Annotated in this window: 17 protein-coding genes and 3 tRNA genes; 8 read left to right on the top strand and 12 right to left on the bottom strand. The window is 44.9% G+C overall.

Translation table 11 applies throughout. The features are described 5' to 3' along the window. Positions 1-141: 141 nt before the first annotated feature. The 3 genes from HWN40_RS03075 (at position 142) to HWN40_RS03065 (ending at position 5225) form a co-directional block, all read left to right on the top strand. On the top strand, positions 142-2661 hold the full coding sequence (locus HWN40_RS03075) for a type II/IV secretion system ATPase subunit (protein ID WP_176964379.1): 2520 nt from the start codon (positions 142-144) through the stop codon (positions 2659-2661). Next, on the top strand, positions 2639-4588 hold the full coding sequence (locus HWN40_RS03070; RefSeq protein ID WP_176964378.1) for a hypothetical protein: 1950 nt from the start codon (positions 2639-2641) through the stop codon (positions 4586-4588). The genes HWN40_RS03075 and HWN40_RS03070 overlap by 23 nt, the downstream gene beginning before the upstream one ends. A gap of 64 nt (positions 4589-4652) precedes the next feature. Continuing rightward, positions 4653-5225: a flavin reductase family protein gene (locus tag HWN40_RS03065; RefSeq protein WP_176964377.1), complete on the top strand. Its 573-nt coding sequence runs from the start codon at positions 4653-4655 to the stop codon at positions 5223-5225. Positions 5226-5235: 10 nt separating this feature from the next. On the opposite strand, the gene HWN40_RS03060 is transcribed toward HWN40_RS03065, so the two are convergent. Then, positions 5236-5421, bottom strand: a complete 186-nt coding sequence (locus tag HWN40_RS03060) for a DUF362 domain-containing protein (RefSeq protein ID WP_176964376.1) — start codon at positions 5419-5421, stop codon at positions 5236-5238. Positions 5422-5510: 89 nt separating this feature from the next. Here HWN40_RS03060 and HWN40_RS03055 point away from each other — a divergent pair, with 89 nt between their 5' ends. The 3 genes from HWN40_RS03055 (at position 5511) to uppS (ending at position 7967) form a co-directional block, all read left to right on the top strand. Next, on the top strand, positions 5511-6566 hold the full coding sequence (locus HWN40_RS03055) for a radical SAM protein (RefSeq protein WP_176964375.1): 1056 nt from the start codon (positions 5511-5513) through the stop codon (positions 6564-6566). 113 nt (positions 6567-6679) lie between these two features. Continuing rightward, positions 6680-6991: a DUF2551 domain-containing protein gene (locus HWN40_RS03050; protein WP_176964374.1), complete on the top strand. Its 312-nt coding sequence runs from the start codon at positions 6680-6682 to the stop codon at positions 6989-6991. A gap of 94 nt (positions 6992-7085) precedes the next feature. After that, a complete protein-coding gene (gene uppS / locus HWN40_RS03045) occupies positions 7086-7967 on the top strand; it encodes a polyprenyl diphosphate synthase (RefSeq protein WP_176966253.1) in 882 nt (293 codons plus the stop codon). 72 nt (positions 7968-8039) lie between these two features. Here the strand turns inward: uppS and HWN40_RS03040 are convergent, their stop codons facing one another. From HWN40_RS03040 to HWN40_RS03000, 9 genes are all read right to left on the bottom strand, one after another. Continuing rightward, positions 8040-8411, bottom strand: coding sequence for a PRC-barrel domain-containing protein (locus tag HWN40_RS03040; RefSeq protein WP_176964373.1), 372 nt, complete (start codon positions 8409-8411; stop codon positions 8040-8042). 74 nt (positions 8412-8485) lie between these two features. Continuing rightward, positions 8486-8626 (bottom strand): hypothetical protein, encoded by a 141-nt coding sequence (locus tag HWN40_RS03035; RefSeq protein ID WP_176964372.1) that lies wholly within the window; start codon positions 8624-8626, stop codon positions 8486-8488. Positions 8627-8933: 307 nt separating this feature from the next. Next, positions 8934-9021, bottom strand: a tRNA-Leu gene (locus HWN40_RS03030). 70 nt (positions 9022-9091) lie between these two features. Then, a tRNA-Leu gene (locus tag HWN40_RS03025) sits at positions 9092-9179 on the bottom strand. A 47-nt stretch (positions 9180-9226) separates the two neighbouring features. After that, entirely contained in the window at positions 9227-10024 is a 798-nt protein-coding gene (locus tag HWN40_RS03020; RefSeq protein ID WP_176964371.1) for a DNA-directed RNA polymerase subunit D, read from the bottom strand. A gap of 20 nt (positions 10025-10044) precedes the next feature. Then, positions 10045-10428 carry a 30S ribosomal protein S11 gene (locus HWN40_RS03015; RefSeq protein ID WP_176964370.1) on the bottom strand — a complete coding sequence of 128 codons (384 nt, stop codon included), beginning with the start codon at positions 10426-10428 and terminating at the stop codon, positions 10045-10047. Between the two features lie 4 nt (positions 10429-10432). After that, on the bottom strand, positions 10433-10999 hold the full coding sequence (locus HWN40_RS03010; protein ID WP_176964369.1) for a 30S ribosomal protein S4: 567 nt from the start codon (positions 10997-10999) through the stop codon (positions 10433-10435). Positions 11000-11012: 13 nt separating this feature from the next. Next, entirely contained in the window at positions 11013-11459 is a 447-nt protein-coding gene (locus HWN40_RS03005; protein ID WP_176964368.1) for a 30S ribosomal protein S13, read from the bottom strand. 301 nt (positions 11460-11760) lie between these two features. Then, positions 11761-12867: an MFS transporter gene (locus HWN40_RS03000; RefSeq protein ID WP_176964367.1), complete on the bottom strand. Its 1107-nt coding sequence runs from the start codon at positions 12865-12867 to the stop codon at positions 11761-11763. 324 nt (positions 12868-13191) lie between these two features. Between HWN40_RS03000 and HWN40_RS02995 the strand changes: the two genes are divergently transcribed. Together HWN40_RS02995 and HWN40_RS02990 are read left to right on the top strand one after the other, a co-directional pair. Next, positions 13192-13977 carry a cell division protein CdpA domain-containing protein gene (locus HWN40_RS02995; protein ID WP_176964366.1) on the top strand — a complete coding sequence of 262 codons (786 nt, stop codon included), beginning with the start codon at positions 13192-13194 and terminating at the stop codon, positions 13975-13977. A 2-nt stretch (positions 13978-13979) separates the two neighbouring features. Next, positions 13980-15044, top strand: a complete 1065-nt coding sequence (locus HWN40_RS02990) for a disk-shape morphogenesis protein volactin (RefSeq protein ID WP_176964365.1) — start codon at positions 13980-13982, stop codon at positions 15042-15044. Between the two features lie 161 nt (positions 15045-15205). Here the strand turns inward: HWN40_RS02990 and HWN40_RS02985 are convergent. Both HWN40_RS02985 and HWN40_RS02980 read right to left on the bottom strand, forming a co-directional pair. Beyond that, positions 15206-15292: transfer RNA gene (locus HWN40_RS02985), tRNA-Ser, on the bottom strand. 9 nt (positions 15293-15301) lie between these two features. Then, positions 15302-16315: an RNA-guided pseudouridylation complex pseudouridine synthase subunit Cbf5 gene (locus HWN40_RS02980; protein WP_176964364.1), complete on the bottom strand. Its 1014-nt coding sequence runs from the start codon at positions 16313-16315 to the stop codon at positions 15302-15304. Positions 16316-16324 lie beyond the last annotated feature (9 nt).

The raw sequence follows: 16324 nt of genomic DNA, 5'->3' as shown, positions 1-16324 counted from the left end.
ATTTATATTAAGCGTTCCCGGATTTTTGTACACTCTGTAAATAATAACATATTCAATAAAATAATCGTCAAACCAAATTCGCAAACTTTTAATATTTTATCATATTTGTTTTCAAAACTTTATTATGGAGATTAAAAAGTGATGCCAGAAGGATCTGATACTATAATACAACCCACCCCAAAAGAACAGGATACGGAAATAGTATCCTGTAATGATACAGTATCCCCGTCTCCGGCAAAGAGAACTTTAATACCTCACAGAATCAGAGAAATCAGATTCGGAGACTTGATAGGAAGTATCAGTTCCAGAATATCCCTGTCAAAAGACCGGAAAAAAGAAGATGATATTGAGTGTCCTTACAGGATAAGGTCATCCAGAAGACACAGGACGATAATACTGAATTGCAGTGAATGTACCTTTGGATCCAGTTTTGAGAGTGAAAATTGCAGGAAGAGCATATTCAGAATACTAAGAAAAGAGCCGGCGGCTGACAGGCTCGTATTATCAAGACTTTATGAAAGAGACTATGAAGGCAGGGACCTGGATTCGATCTATGCTCTGGCACATTTGTATGAGAGATTAAATGCATATTCCACCGCAGAACTTGTTGACACTTGCTGTCCGGATGATACCATCAGTAAAAGATGTGAAAACTATCGCAGAGAACTGCTGGATACCATCATAGAAAGTTCGGAATCTGACCCATTGAAAGCCTGTGCAATTACGGAGAAGTGTACAGAGCGATTCGGACTGAACAATAAGCTCTATGGAGAATATACTGAATGTGATAGCTGTCTGCTGGGATTCATCGATGCCCTGGAAGAAATGAACCATTACACGATGGATATCCGAAGAAAGTTAAATGCAGATATCACAGACCCGGAAAAACCGGAATACGAACGATACCTGCGGTCCTATGTCAGGCCTCCCTTCTCCACTTCGAGGATATATACGGAACCTCCCGAGAATACCGTTTTCCTTGAATGCTACGATATCAGTCACGGAGATGAAAGATCCCTACCTGTTTCCATCTACCAGCTAACAGACCGCCCCGAGAAAATGTACATCATAAACCCGGTGGAATATTTTCTGGAATCAGATGATCTGGAAATCCTGGAAGCTGTCAGAAAGAAGATGATCCGCCACCGTCCAAAGGACCTTCACTTCGCAAACCCTGCAAATTCAAGGAACTATTTCAGGTTGCTCGGAAAGCGTTTACTGGCAGAGGAAGCCGAAATAAACAGAAGCAAGCTTGAGCCGTCCAGATCGAAACTCTATTCTGATATTCTGGTCAAGTACACAACAGGACTGGGGATACTCGAGGACCTGCTAGCGGATGACAGGATCACCGATGTATATGTCAACGCGCCTGCGGACCGGAATCCTGTTCATGTTGTTATGGACGGCGAGGAATGCATAAGTAACATCTTTCTGTCACAGGAAGACATGGACTCCATGGTCTCCAGACTTAGATCCATAAGCGGTCGCCCCTTTGGAGAAGCAACACCTGTACTGGAGATGTTCCTCAAGGACTACGATGTAAGGGTATCGGTAATAGGCGACCCATTGAGTGCAAAGGGAATAGCATATGCCTTCAGGAAACATGCCAGTGATCCCTGGACACTGCCACGGCTCATCAACACAGGATCCATATCCCCGCTTGCTGCGGGAATGCTTAGTTTTCTGATGGACGGGCAGGCATCCGTACTTGTTGCAGGTGGAGTCGGTGCCGGCAAGACATCGCTATTGAGTGCAATGCTACTTGAGATTCCCCAGAAATACAGGATACTTACAATCGAGGATACACCTGAGATTCCCATAGAGGATCTGCAGGATCTCGGCTGGAAGGTGCAGGGACTCAACTCACAGTCGGCTATCGTCAAGTATGGTATTGAGATCGAACCATCCACGGCTCTGCGTGCTTCCCTGAGACTGGGTAGCTCCTCCCTTGTTATGGGAGAGGTAAGAGGACCTGAGGTTGCGGTCCTGTATGAGGCAATGCAGGTTGGTGCTGCCGGCAATTCCGTTATCGGAACCATACACGGGTCCTCGGCCAGGTCGGTGTATGAAAGAATAGTACATACACTGGAAGTACCTCCCGCATCGTTCAAATCAACGGATGCGGTCATCGTATGCAGCAATACCCGCATTTCCGGGAGTATGAGCTCAAAACGCAGGGTCATTCAGATATCCGAAGTGAACAGGAGCTGGGATGAGGATGACATGGACACCGTGTTTTCCGATATATTCAGATACGACGCCTCTGCGGATTCGCTGCTTCCTGAGGATATACTGGACAGGGGCCAGTCCGCCCTGATAGCAAAGATCGCGGACAAATGGGAGATCACCATAGACCAGGCATTGAGCCATATACAGTTGCGGGCAAAGATCAAAGGACTTCTGGCAGAATACGGAAAAACAGATCCTTTCTTTGTCAGGGCTTCCACAGTTAGCGCATGTAACAATATGTTATGGCTGCTGATGGATGAAGAGGTATCCCTCAATGGCGGAGCCAACCTTCAGAGGATGTACAGCAGATGGCTGGACTGGTTCAGGGAGTTTGCACTGGACAATTCTTCCCTTTCAAATGATACGTCTGAACAGGAGGCTCTGGCCAGGACCCAGGGAATAATAGCAGGTGATCTTTCTGAGCAATGCTGAGAACTGGTATTATAATGGCTGTAAGTATACTTTCAGTCATTTCAGCTGGCTTATACAGGACATTGCCGGTTTCAGAAGAAGATCCGAAAAAGCAGTAAGCGAAGAGTACAGGAACTCGATAATATACACAGGATTCGACCTTGAACCATATGAGACTGCCTTCTTTTCCTACTTTGTTGCCGGTTCTATGCTGATATTGATACTCGCGATCGACTTTATCATATTCAGACTCATAAGCTTTGAATCCGCAACAATAAAAATAACCATTGTACTGAGTTTATTGATACCGATAATTGCACTTGCATATCTCAGCGAATACATCAAGATATACGCAAGGTGGATGAAGGTCAGCTCGCTCGGGGATATGCCCGAGATACTCAGCTATATGGTCATGTCCATGAAGATCGTACCGAACATGGAAGTTGCCATACGATTTGCTGCGGAACATTCCACAAGACCCCTGGCAAAGGACCTGAGGAAGATGTTATGGAACCTGCATGTCAGGGAATACAAGGGCATGGAAGATGCAATGATAGGATTTGCGGAGATATGGGGCAGGAACAGTGAGTATTTCAAAAGATCACTTCACCTGGTCAAGAGCTCAACAAGCGAGCCCGACGAGGCACAGAGAATCATTACCCTGAACAGGGCACTTGATATAGTCCTGGAAAGTACGAAAAGGCTGATGGAGACCTTTGCCTCGAAACTGAAGAATCCCACATATATCCTCTACTCGGTTTTTATCCTAATACCACTTGCACTTGTAGCCCTGATGCCAGCCATAACAGTGGTCGGTATTCGCTTCGGGATAGGGACGCTTGTGGCACTATATAACATAATACTTCCTCTGCTCACTTTCGGATATGCTGAGTATATACTGCTGCAAAGGCCGGCCACATTTGTTCCCCAGAGCATACCGGACAGCCATCCGGAACTCAGGCACATAAGAAAGAAAAAGACACTGGCGATGGTCATTTCAATCTGCATGGGCGTACTCATAGCATCTTCCGGGTATCTCTGGAACTTAATCGGAAATCCCGGCAATATCATAAGCACGGCAACACTTGAAGGAATCCTGCCATCAGGTCTGCTGGTAATACTGGGTTTTGTTTTTGCAGTTTCATTTTACCTGAATACGAGTTACATGCCATACAAGAAAATAAGGGATGAGATCAGGAGAATGGAATCCGAGTTCTCGGACGCGCTCTTTGTCCTGGGAAGGAGAATATCCGAGGGAAGGGCAACAGAAGAAGCCTTCATGCATGCTGCCAGTACGATGCAGGGCTCAGAGATAGCAACGGCATTTGAAAGGATCTCCCTGAATCTCATTAGTGTAAGAGCCGACATACTTACTGCAATATTCGACGATGAGATCGGCGCCTTCAGGGATATCTACTCGGATCGAATACGAACTACCATGATGCTCTTTGTTGAGAGCGCTCACAAGAGTCACGAGGCTGCAGGTGTTGCCGTGGTCAAGCTTGCAGACCACCTGAAGGAACTCCAGGACGTGGAGCTGAATATCAAGCAATCACTCTATGATATGACATCCACCATGAGGTCCACAGCAGCCATATTCGCACCACTTATCGCAGGTGTTACAATGGCACTTTCGGAAGTTATCACAAAGATACTCCAGAATATATCGAACAGCATCTCACGCCTTCCTGCTGACATGATACCCGGATCTGCCCAGATCTCACCTGCAAACCTTGAACAATCCATCCCTTCGGACCTGTTCATGCTCTCGATCGGTGTGTACCTGATATTGATCACGGTCATACTTACACGCTTTGCAGGGACCATCGAGTATGGAGGCGACAGGGACCGATTAATGTACGATCTCGGACAGGTACTTCCCATCTCAGCTATTGTTTTCACGCTGTCCACTGTGGTGTCAAGAATAATATTCAGGGGACTTGTGTGATTTGGAATCACCTTCCGCAAGCTTAAATATTCAATAGCCTCTTTTTTAAAAGGGAGTTACATTCATGAAACAATCAATAGGAGCTAAACCACTTGCATTCCCGGCCCCGGCATGGGTGATCGGTACGTATGATATGTTCGGAAAACCTGACGCTGCAACCGTCGCGTGGGGAGGGATCACATGTTCCAGCCCCCCGTGCATCGGCATATCGCTGAGGGAAGCAACCCAGAGTTACAAGAATATCATGGAAAAAGAGGCCTTTACCGTTAATATACCCTCTGAAAAGTATGCCAGGGAAACTGATTACTTTGGCATGGCAAGCGGTAAGGACGAGGATAAGTTCGAAGTCAGCGGGCTCACACCCGTAAAAAGTGATAATGTGTATGCACCGTACATCGAAGAATTTCCCCTGATACTGGAGTGCAAACTCATACATAGTTTTGAGATCGGACTTCACACCCAGTTCATCGGGGAGATAGTCGACATCAAGGCAGATGAATCAGTACTTAACAAAGGGACACCCGACATTGAAAAGGTTAAACCTGTAGTATTTGCACCTGAGACCAGAAACTACCATGCCATAGGAAAAGTACTTGGAAAAGCATTCTCAATCGGCAGAGAGATTAGCAAGAAGTGAGCTGGAATGCTCACTCGATATAAACCAGGGCCTTGTTGGGACAGGTCCTGACACATTCCATACATACGGTACACAGATCATAGTTCACACGAACCACACCATCTACCCTGTAAAGAGCATCATGCGGACAGATATTATTACATTTCCCGCATTTCCTGCAGCCTATCACTGCGATATGGCCTTCTATCTCATTCATTGACTTAGAAGAGGGGACTATTTTACATTAAATTGTTGTAAGTAGAATTTTACCAAGCCTTATATACATGTAAAAGCTAGATTGCGCCAATGAGTGAAGCGAAGCAGAGTGAGACAGGTTCTTTTCATACATTCCTGCCCGAGGGCTGTAAATTATGTCATATCGGAGCCAAGATGGTGCTTTTTGTTACAGGGATATGTCCAAGGGATTGCTTTTATTGTCCGGTGTCCATAGAGAGAAGAAACGAGGTGGTCTATGCCAACGAAAGACCTGTGAGCTCCGACAGGGATATTATCGAAGAAGCAAGGCAGATGGATGCACTTGGCACGGGAATAACCGGAGGAGAGCCACTTCTCAGACGTGAAAATGTTCTTCACTACATAGAATTGCTTAAATCTGAGTTCGGAAAAGAGCATCATGTCCACCTTTACACTTCAATGGCCCCTGAAAAGGAAACCATAGAAAAGCTTGCGCAAGCCGGTCTGGACGAGATCAGGTTTCACCCTCCGGTTGATATGTGGGGTGAGATCAGGGAAAGCAAGTACTCAGAATCCATAACTAATTCAAAAGAGCATGGGCTTGATGTCGGGATAGAGATTCCTGCAATTAACGGGATTGAAAAGGTAGCAGAATTTGCTAAAGAATATGATTGCTTCCTCAATTTAAATGAGCTGGAGTTCTCGGACTCCAATGCTGAAAAGATGAAAAGTAAGGGTTTTGTGCTTGAAAGCGACCTGTCAAATGCTGTTGAAGGCTCCCGTGAGACTGCAAACAGAATTGTTCCCATTGCCGGTAAAATGCATTTTTGTTCATCCACTTATAAGGACGCTGTGCAACTAAGGGAGCGTCTGATACGTATCGCCCGGAATGTGGCAAGGGACTTTGATGAGATCACCGATGACGGAACCATTGTTTACGGCGAGATCACCTGCCTGAATGATAGCTGCAGGGAAAATGTGATAGAGTGTTTTATGGAAGAGGAAGTTCCGGAAGATATGTCAGAAATCACAGAATCCGGCTTGCAGACAGCGTGGTGGATACTGGAAGAGCTGGCGGACATGATCAGGGAAAATACTGATGAGATGTTCATAGTGGAAAGATATCCTTTTGAAAAGGGATTAATTGTTGAAAAGATACCTGTTTGAAAGCTAAATTATATATGTTAGAATGAGATAAGTAGAACGATTTTCGTTGCCTTGCGGTTTACGATTACAAGTACAATAGTTTTATAAGATAAAATAACATATAAAAAAAAGAGGTGTTTGTACTGGAAACGATAGAAGAGCGAGTAAGGGACAGGCTCATAAAATATCTTAGTCGCGATGACACAGGCATACGTAAAGTAGTTCTTAAATTATTCCTAAAAGGTGGTAAATTCACTACAGGTGACGTTTACGAACATCTCCACAATGCAGATTTTGATGTCAGTTACAGAGGAGTTTCAGCAATGGTAGGTCTTATGAACACCAGGCTTGGAATACTCAGCATTGATGTTACCGGCGATCATAACATATACCTGTTGAAGGAAGATTACAGGGACATAGTTAAATCTGTTCTAGAGAATTACTGATCACTAAAAACCCCGTTATTATTATAGATGCACTTATAAAAAACGTAAAAATTCCCATTGCTTAGCAGCCAATCGAAAATATGTGGTGTTTAAAATATTGAAACACATACCTCAACTGATCTATCGAGGATATGAACATCTCCTTACACAGGAAGTCAAAAACGCCCCTATTCCAAGGCACGTAGCAATCATAATGGATGGTAACCGCAGGTATGCCCGTAAACTGGGCCAGATCACAAATTTCGGGCATCGCCAGGGTGCGAGTATTACCGAAAAAGTGATAGAATGGTCCTGTGAGCTGGGCATAGAACATCTCACAATTTACGCATTTTCCACTGAGAATTTCAACAGATCAAATGATGAAAAAGAAAATCTTTTCGATCTGATAAGGGTCAAGTTCGATGAGATCGGAGAGGACGAAAGGACCCATGAAAGAAAAATGCGCGTCCATGCCATTGGCGATATTGAAAAGCTGCCGGATCAACTTCAGGAGTCCATCAAGAACGTGGAACTTGTAACATCTGTTTATGACAAATTCAACCTCAATGTTGCAATTGCCTATGGAGGCAGACAGGAAATCGTCCAGGCTGTCCGCGAGATCGCATCAAAGGTTGAAAGGGGAGAGATCTCCCTGGAAGATATCAATGAGGAAACAATTTCAAATCACCTCTACCCCGCGGATGGAACAGCACTTCCCAACGTGGATCTTATCATCAGGACGGGAGGAGATGAAAGGGTTTCGAATTTCCTGCCATGGCAGGCCAATGGTAATGAATGTGCATCCTATTTCTGTGCACCTTTCTGGCCGGAGTTTCGTAAGATAGATTTCCTTCGTTCAATAAGGGTATACCAGACCCGTGCGGAAGAGAGAAAACAACAGACTGCACTTCGTGCAGCCCATTTCCTGAAAGTTCTTGGTAAAACAGAGGTCAATGATATGAGAAAACTTTCCAGGAAAGGAAAAGCTCAACATTGAGCTCAGAGAATTCAAAATAGAAAGGAAGTATGGGATTACTTCCTCAAAAAGAATTATTCATTTTTTGTACATTTACGGATTATGTATCCAGTATGGTTTGTAGCCATAGTATTCGGAGATTCTTGTAATATAATCCCTGTGTTCTTTTGTACCGGTGCCCGGCCAGTTGGCCTTGTCAAATCCCGGAGCATTCTCAAGTGTATTCTTGTCAACATCAAGGACAAAGCTATGTGAATCCGGCTTTTTGCTCAGCGCCTGCCACGGGACCGCAAATAACTTGTCACCGATTCCAAGGAAACCTCCGAACGAAAGTACGGCATATGCAACCATTCCTTCATCCAGGTCGAGCATAACTTCCTCGATCTTCCCCAGATCCTCACCCTCTGGATTTGTCACGGAATCTCCTTCAACACTACTGGCAGATAATACCTTTGGAACTGTCAATGCTATCACTCCCTGAATTTCATCTTCTTAAAATATCTGTTTGCCAGATTTATGTAGAAAATTAAACTCTGACCTTATTTTCTATTCTGACGTTCGATATCTTCTCTTTCTTTATTTTCTATGTCCTCAATTGCCTCTCTTCTCGATTTTGCTGTCGTATCCTCAGCACGTATATTTTCGATCCTTTCTTCATCTTCTTTAAATTTCTTAGCCATATTTACTCCCCTCTATTCAGCGTAGACCTGATCACGGGTTTAAACATAATTCAAACAGAAACCCGATTCTACGCATTTTAATTCTGCTGGCTATAATGGGGTATACCCAATTCAAAATGAGGGTTCATAAGTATATATTCATTCGGCACCTAAGCTCAGTAAAATGCCTTCTGATAACAAAAATAGTTCAGACGATTGGTCTTTTAGTTAAAATTTGATATCTTTAGATTATAATAGAAAAAGACATATTTCACTGTAGTACACAAAAAAATGCGGTCAAAAGTCGTGAAAACTGATGTTGAAAGTATGGTGCGGGAGGTGTGATTCGAACACACGAACTCCTACGAGACTAGGCCCTCAACCTAGCGCCTTTGGCCTGGCTGGGCAACCCCCGCACATGATAATGACCGGGAAAGTTATCTCTGGATAGTATTTATCTGACAAAGCAGCCTATGATAGAAAATATGGTGCGGGAGGTGTGATTCGAACACACGAACTCCTACGAGACTAGGCCCTCAACCTAGCGCCTTTGGCCTGGCTGGGCAACCCCCGCACGAGCATTGTCAAATAAATGTTCAGGAGAAAAATCTCCTGGCCGGCTTACAGGGAATCTAAGATTTCCCCCATCCGGGCGGCTTTGTCCTTAATGTTCTTCCCTGCATTTATAATTAACTCCTGGATAGTGTAAGAGCCATCCGATTCCATAGTCAGAATGAAAGAATTCTCATCCTGGGAAACTGTGATCGCATCGATATCACACTTTTCAGCACAGAGTTTGCAGAGTATACACTTGAAAATATCCTCTTCGGATATCTCAGCTCCTTCAGGCCCCATCTTGATGATGCTCTGCGGACATTCCTTGATGCATGCAGTACACATGTCACAGTTGTTGAACGTGACGACTGGCATGTTCTTGTATCCACAGGCAACACCTGCCTGCCATTTAGCATGCTGGTAGCCATAACCCACATGGGCTATTGCTTCAAGCACTACCTTCTGACCTTCTCTCAGGTCAATGATGGGAATATTCGAATCTGCAGGCTGTACCGTTTCATCAGAGGAAATAAGGTCGCCTGAGTATACTATTTTGGGCCCTTCGGCACTGAGAGTCAGGGAGACCTTGCACGCAGGACATTCTGTGCCGCCGCAGCTACACTCCTCCATGGGTACAAGTTCGTCCATGTTCGCAGCCAGAGGGATAAGACCAAGCCTTAATGCAAGCTGTTCGTCAAAGAGGACAGACGTATTGTTGTATATGTTGACATCGTCAATTGCAAGTGTAGGTACATCGGAGAGGGCCGCTCTCCTTATACCGTTCGCAAAGGCTGCACTTACATTGGACAATACGAATTTTGCAGACCTCTCAGATATCTCCAGTACGTCTATTTCCATTGTCATGAGTTTCTTATCCGCTTAGATTATACTCTTCTTCCGCCTTTTGGACGGGTTCCGTCGTGTGGCACAGGAGTTACATCCTGTATCCTTCCGATCTTGATACCTGCCCTGGCAAATGACCTGATAGCAGCCTGTGCTCCCGGACCCGGACTTCTCTGCTTGTTTCCACCAGGTGCACGTACCTTGATGTGAACGCCTTCGATTCCCTTGTCCTTGAGTACGTCAGCAAGCTGACTTGCCATCTGCATTGCAGTATATGGTGAGCTTTCATCACGTGCAGCCTTTACGACCATACCACCAGATGATTTTGCCAGTGTTTCGGCACCTGTGATATCTGTCACGGTGATGATTGTATTGTTAAATGAACATTTGATGTGGGCAATGCCCCAGATTCCGTTTGTGGCCATGTCTTTATTCCTCCTTCTCTACTCCTGCTACAGATGATGCTACCTGTGCCGGCCTTTCTGCATGGCTCTCACTGGCAAGCGGAGACGTACCATAGTAATCGATACGCATTTCCTCTTCTTTTGAGATCAGCATACCAGGAACAGTTACTCTCTTACCGTCGATGGCAATGTGACCATGGGTAATGAACTGTCTTGCCTGCTTTGGAGTGCGTGCAAGTCCGAGCCTGTGGACCTGTGTCTGTAACCTGCGCTCCAGAATGGAGTTTGTCTCCAGACCGAGAATATCATCGATATTTGCATCGCCATGGATTATTGAATAGCGAATGAGCCTTGCAAGGATCTGGTCAGACTCTGTCTTAAGGTGACCTGTGAGTTCTCCTTCTGCAGATTCTGCCAGAAGTCTGCGGGCGTCTGCCCTGTACCTTCTCAGAATACTGTGTGCCTTCCAGAGCTCCTTCTTGTTACGGAGACCGTACTTTTTGACAAGTTCAACCTCACCGGCCATCCTGGTAGCCTGCCAGGGGTGCTTTGGAGTATCGTAACTCTTTCTCTTTTTACCTGGATATCCCATAAGATCACCTCAATTACTTCTTCTTGCTAACGCCGATGGTTGAACCACGCCTGCCGGTGGATTTTGTTCTCTGGCCTCTGACCTTCAGGCCTCTCTCGTGTCTTAGACCACGGTATGCCCTGATCTTCTTGAGAGTGTTGATATCCTCTCTAAGTGTAAGCATAATGTCCTGTCCCAACAGGTGCTTGTCGTCCCCGGTCAGCGGATCCTTCTGCCTGTTGAGCATCCACTTGGGCATGTTGCCCTCAAAATTGTTAATTGCTGAATCGAGTTTTGCAACGTCCTCATCTGAAAGATATCCGATGAGCCCGTTCGGGTCGATTCCGGTACTGTCCACAATGATCTTTGATGTCCTTATACCAATACCACGAATACCTGTCAGTGCATATATTACAGGTTGATTACCCTGCAAGTCAGTATTCATGATACGGACAAGATGTCTAATTTCTTCGTCTGCCATTTACTTTCCTCCTTAAGGATGCAACGCATCCCGTAGCCCCGGGATAAACACCCGGCACACCCCGAATTAGGGGTAATGATATTCTAATGATAGAACGTGACTCGGCTGTATATACTATTTTTTGTATTTAAGATTATTCATGCAAGAAATAGTAATGCAAGCGAGGATTCACTATATGTTTATTGCTTAAATACTTTGTCACCTCAAATGTGAGTATTTGCATTACAGGATGCCGAAACCAGGATAATGACTGTGACGGAGGACTGGATGGCAGCCCTCCGACAATAGATCAATCTTTTGATCAGTCTTTTAGGAGCATACCTGAAGGCAATTTGCCAACAACTTCCAGAGGAACATCTTTCGATTTGAAGATGAACATTCCGACAAATGCACACACCACACCAAATATCATCGTTTCCTTGTAACCTGAGAATTCAAGGATCAGACCTCCGGCCACAGAACCTGCAATACTTGCTGCGGCAATTACAGAGTTGAGGATTCCGGAAGCTGTGGCTTTTTCCCTGTTGCGCTGGACCAGCAACTGGTTGGCGCCTACAAAGAGGAAGGACCATCCAAAGGCTATGAGCAACATTCCCGGGACCATGAAGACAAAACCAGGTGCCAGGAAATATACCATAAATGCCATGCCTGTCAGGATAAAACCCCATTTCACGAGCCATTCGTTCCTGAGACTATCAAGTCTGCGCATCACAAGGAACTGAATGAAGGGATTTATGGCAAAGATGATACCTATCCAGAAACTGGATGCTCCCATTTCTGCCAGATAGAGGGGCAGGGCTATCCAGACCGCTCCGGCACCTGCGTGCCTAATGAAGACAGAAATATAGGTGGGGCTGTTATTTACAAAAGTTTCCACTGAGAAATAACTTACATTGACAGAAGGCTTCTGTACATCCTTCAGACCCAGGGCGGTGACAAAGGCAACGCAGTAAAAGAGCGAGGACAGCATGAAAAGATACTGTACATCCTCAACGAACGCTGCCAGCAGGAAGCCTGCCATCCATCCGAGGGAGCCATAGGAGCTGAACTTCCCGATACTTCCCTTCTGGTAGTAAATGTAGACTATCAGTGCGGCAGGGTATATACTCATACTGAAACCGGCCAGGGCTCTAATGAGCGTAAGCGAGACGGCATCGTATGCAAATATCTGAAGGAAGAAAGACAGTGCCGACATTATCAGACCGGCAAGTACTATGGGGCGCAGACGATTTATATCCGCGGCTTTGCCGAATATGAAGGATGACAGGAAGGAAGCAGCACCAAATGCTGCGGTTATTATCCCCACCTCTAAGAAAGAAGCACCAAGGGACTTGGCGAATATGGGGATAAAGAGGTGTGACATCGTGTGTGAAGAGCTTGCCAGGAATTGGATCGTATTGATTTTCATGGTGGTTGCGGACCCAAAACGCAGCAGAGTATTTTAAACTATGTACATATAATTTTAGGTAAGTAAATAATGACACTAAGCCTCCTGATTTTGATAATTCATGACAAACAATCATGAAAAATGACTAATAATCGTGTTAAACAGGAAATGATTTGTGAACAAAATGGATGGTTTGGCAATAGAGATTCCTGCACGAACTTGCTGCGATAAAGTTACACAAAATAATAAACACATATTAATAAATAAATATAAATTAAAAACGCATTATAAAATATATATTTATGGCCATAAACTATATATTAATAGCAAGATATAATTAACGCGATGGAATCAAAACTCAGATACTATTTTGGGTCGATGGTGTTCCTTTCTGGCCTTATATTGTCCATAAGTGCAATTGGATTTGCTATAATGGTTAATCTCAAAAGGACATCTGATCCTTCTGAAATAATAACCACCTATGGCCTTCTGGGCGCTGGACTTTCCTTCATATTACTGGGAATTAACCTGATGGTGAGTCAGCGTAGACCTTACGGACTCTATAGTAATTGGGTAATGATATTCGGATTCCTGTCTTCGATCTTCGGTGTAACACTCTTTGCATCACTCTATCCAGGAGGGTGGGCATATCCAAATGTCAGCTATGTATCTTTTGCATATGCTGCCGGGATCTGCCTGCTTTCAGGGAATGCTTTTGCGAACGCTGTTCTAAAACTTATAGAAGAGCGTTCCACACAGCTGGCTGAAACGGGTTCAGTTAACCAGTACTCCATAGAGGATATCGAAAAGGAAGTTGAGAAAACCCTGAACAGATCCTTTTCAGATGCTACCAGTTTTTCCAAATTCAACCTGGGCATAAAAGAGGAGAAATCGGATTTTGTCCCCGGAAAAACCCTGAAAGAATCTAAACAGGACAGGATTGAAGTAAAGGATAGCATCCGGGAAGTCGAATGTCTGCAGAATACTATTAGTGGGAAGGTCAAAGTGGACGATTATGGCATCGATCTGACAACAAAAATGTTAAGCGCAACGATGAAACAGAACGCAGAGGTACAGGACAAGAGTTTGTCCAGTAAACTTAAAACCAAACTTAATTCGATGAGGAGATAAAAATGGCTAAAGGACTTGATGTTGGAACTATGAATATCATATGTGCGGAAAAAGGAAAAGGTGACTCCATATCCTTTGCACAGCAGAGAAACGCGTTTTTGGAAATGGAAGCAGGTGATCTGGCACAGAATATGCTGAACAGTGCCAAGATATTATACACCCAGAAGGGAGACATAATTAACGTACTTGGTGAAGATGCCTTTAAATTCTCCAACGTATTCAACAAACCTATCAGAAGACCGATGAAACAGGGAATTATCAGTCCTGATGAGAAGGAATCCATCCCGATGATCAAGCTGATCATTGAAAGGGTGCTCGGACAGCCTGAAAAGGACGGAGAGATCGCATATATCTCAGTTCCCGCAAGCCCTGTGGACAGTAATGTCAACGTGCTCTACCACAGCAAGACCGTTGAGGCTCTGGCACAGAGACTTGGTTACCAGACAAACCTGATAGATGAAGGTCTGGCAGTCGTATTCTCAGAGCTTGGAGACTTTAATTTCACAGGTATCGGAATAAGTGTAGGAGCAGGTATGACCAACATAACCGTTGCCTACCTTGCAACTCCGATAGTCTCCTTCAGTATTGCAAGAGGTGGAGACTGGATCGATGAACAGGTATCCAGTGCCACAGGTGTTGCAAATGAAAGAATCACGGCAATAAAAGAGAGTGATTTTTCACTTGACTCAGAATACGAGATAGGAAGCGTCCAGGGTGCACTTGCTCTGTACTACGATGCACTGATAACCTATCTTATTGCAAACCTGAAGAAAAAACTTCTCGAGGTTGCACCACCTGATGCAGAGTTCCCGATCGCTATCGCAGGAGGCAGCAGCCGTGCTAAGGGATTCCTTGAGATGTTCGAAAAGAGGATATCAGAAGCAAACCTGCCCATAAACATCTCCAAGGTAAAGAAGAACAAATACACAAACTCAGACTCAAAAGATCCTATCTACTCCATCGCAAGAGGATGCCTGATCGCATCTCTTACAAGAGAAGAAGCTGAAGTTGTGGAGGAACCCGAAGAAGAAAAGACAGAGAAAGCCAAAAAGGCAGCCACAGCTTGATCTTTTTTTCTTTCCCTTTTTTATTTTTTGTTCTTTATTTTTTCAAATACCAGAAATGAAATTAGCCATTATTATTTTTGACACATTGGCAAATAGTAATCTTAGAAAATAACTATACTATTAGCTTATAGCTTAATGTATCTTAATTCTATAGAAAAGATTGGCGCCGAGAGGGGGATTCGAACTCCCGAGGGGCGGATGCCCCACAAGCTTTCCAGGCTTGCGCCCTACCGCTAGACTATCTCGGCACGCATGATTTATTGTGTTTTTTCTGGCTTGCTGTGCCAGCCTTGCGGATAAGTGCCAGCATCCATTATTACTCTTTCGGTCACTGCTGCAATTCCATGCTCTTGATTGAGCATTTCTTCAGCATCCATCCGGGACTTGCACAGGGCAACAGCCTCACCTTTTAAAGAAAAGAGACAGATAGTATTATCCTTTTTTATATTACTATCGACGCTTACTATGCCGGGAGTCGCAAACTCCGCACCCCTGCATACCGCATCAACGGCACTGTCCCGGATAATGATCTTCGGGAGATGACTGAGACCTTCTTCCATTGGACGCACGTACTTACGTAAGTAAGACTCATCGCCATCCTCCTTCCAGAAAACATAGGCATCCTTGAGCTGATGTAGTGTAACAAGAGTATCTTCATTGAAAGGACCTGTCTTTGTCCTGCGCAGCTGCTGCATATGAGCCCCGCAGCCAAGTGCGGCTCCGATATCATGGCAGAGTTTACGCAGGTAGGTTCCTGCCTCACATCCGACCCTCATCAGCACGGATCTATCCTTTACCTCAATCACCTCGAGATAGTAGATCATCCTTACACGCACCTCACGCTTTACAGCAGACACCACAGGTGGCATCTGGAAAATGGGACCCGTGAACTGTCTGCACATGCTACGGACCCTTTTCTCGGGAACAGGTTCATGCAGACGCATCAGGCAGATATATTCCTTGCCTGAGAGACGCAGGGCAGAAACGGCCTTTGTGGCCCTGCCAAGCATAATAGGCTGTACACCTGTCACACCAGGGTCCAGTGAGCCCGAATGTCCGGCCCTGTTCAATTCCAGAATATCCTTTACCCAGGCAGTCACCTCATGACTGGTGGGACCGCGCGGCTTATCAAGATTGACAATTCCCATCTCGATATAATCCCTGATCGGACGCTCTGCAGGAGGACATCCGTATTCAGGATCAGTTATAGCCTCTGCTTTTTGAATTAGTTCACGTGGATATTCGGATGGTAAAATATCAGAAGCTGTCATGAGATAACC

It is taken from the genome of Methanolobus zinderi (assembly GCF_013388255.1).
Classification (GTDB): domain Archaea; phylum Halobacteriota; class Methanosarcinia; order Methanosarcinales; family Methanosarcinaceae; genus Methanolobus; species Methanolobus zinderi.
The sequence above is the reverse complement of the archived record's forward strand: the minus strand, read 5'-3'. Positions and strand labels throughout refer to the sequence as shown.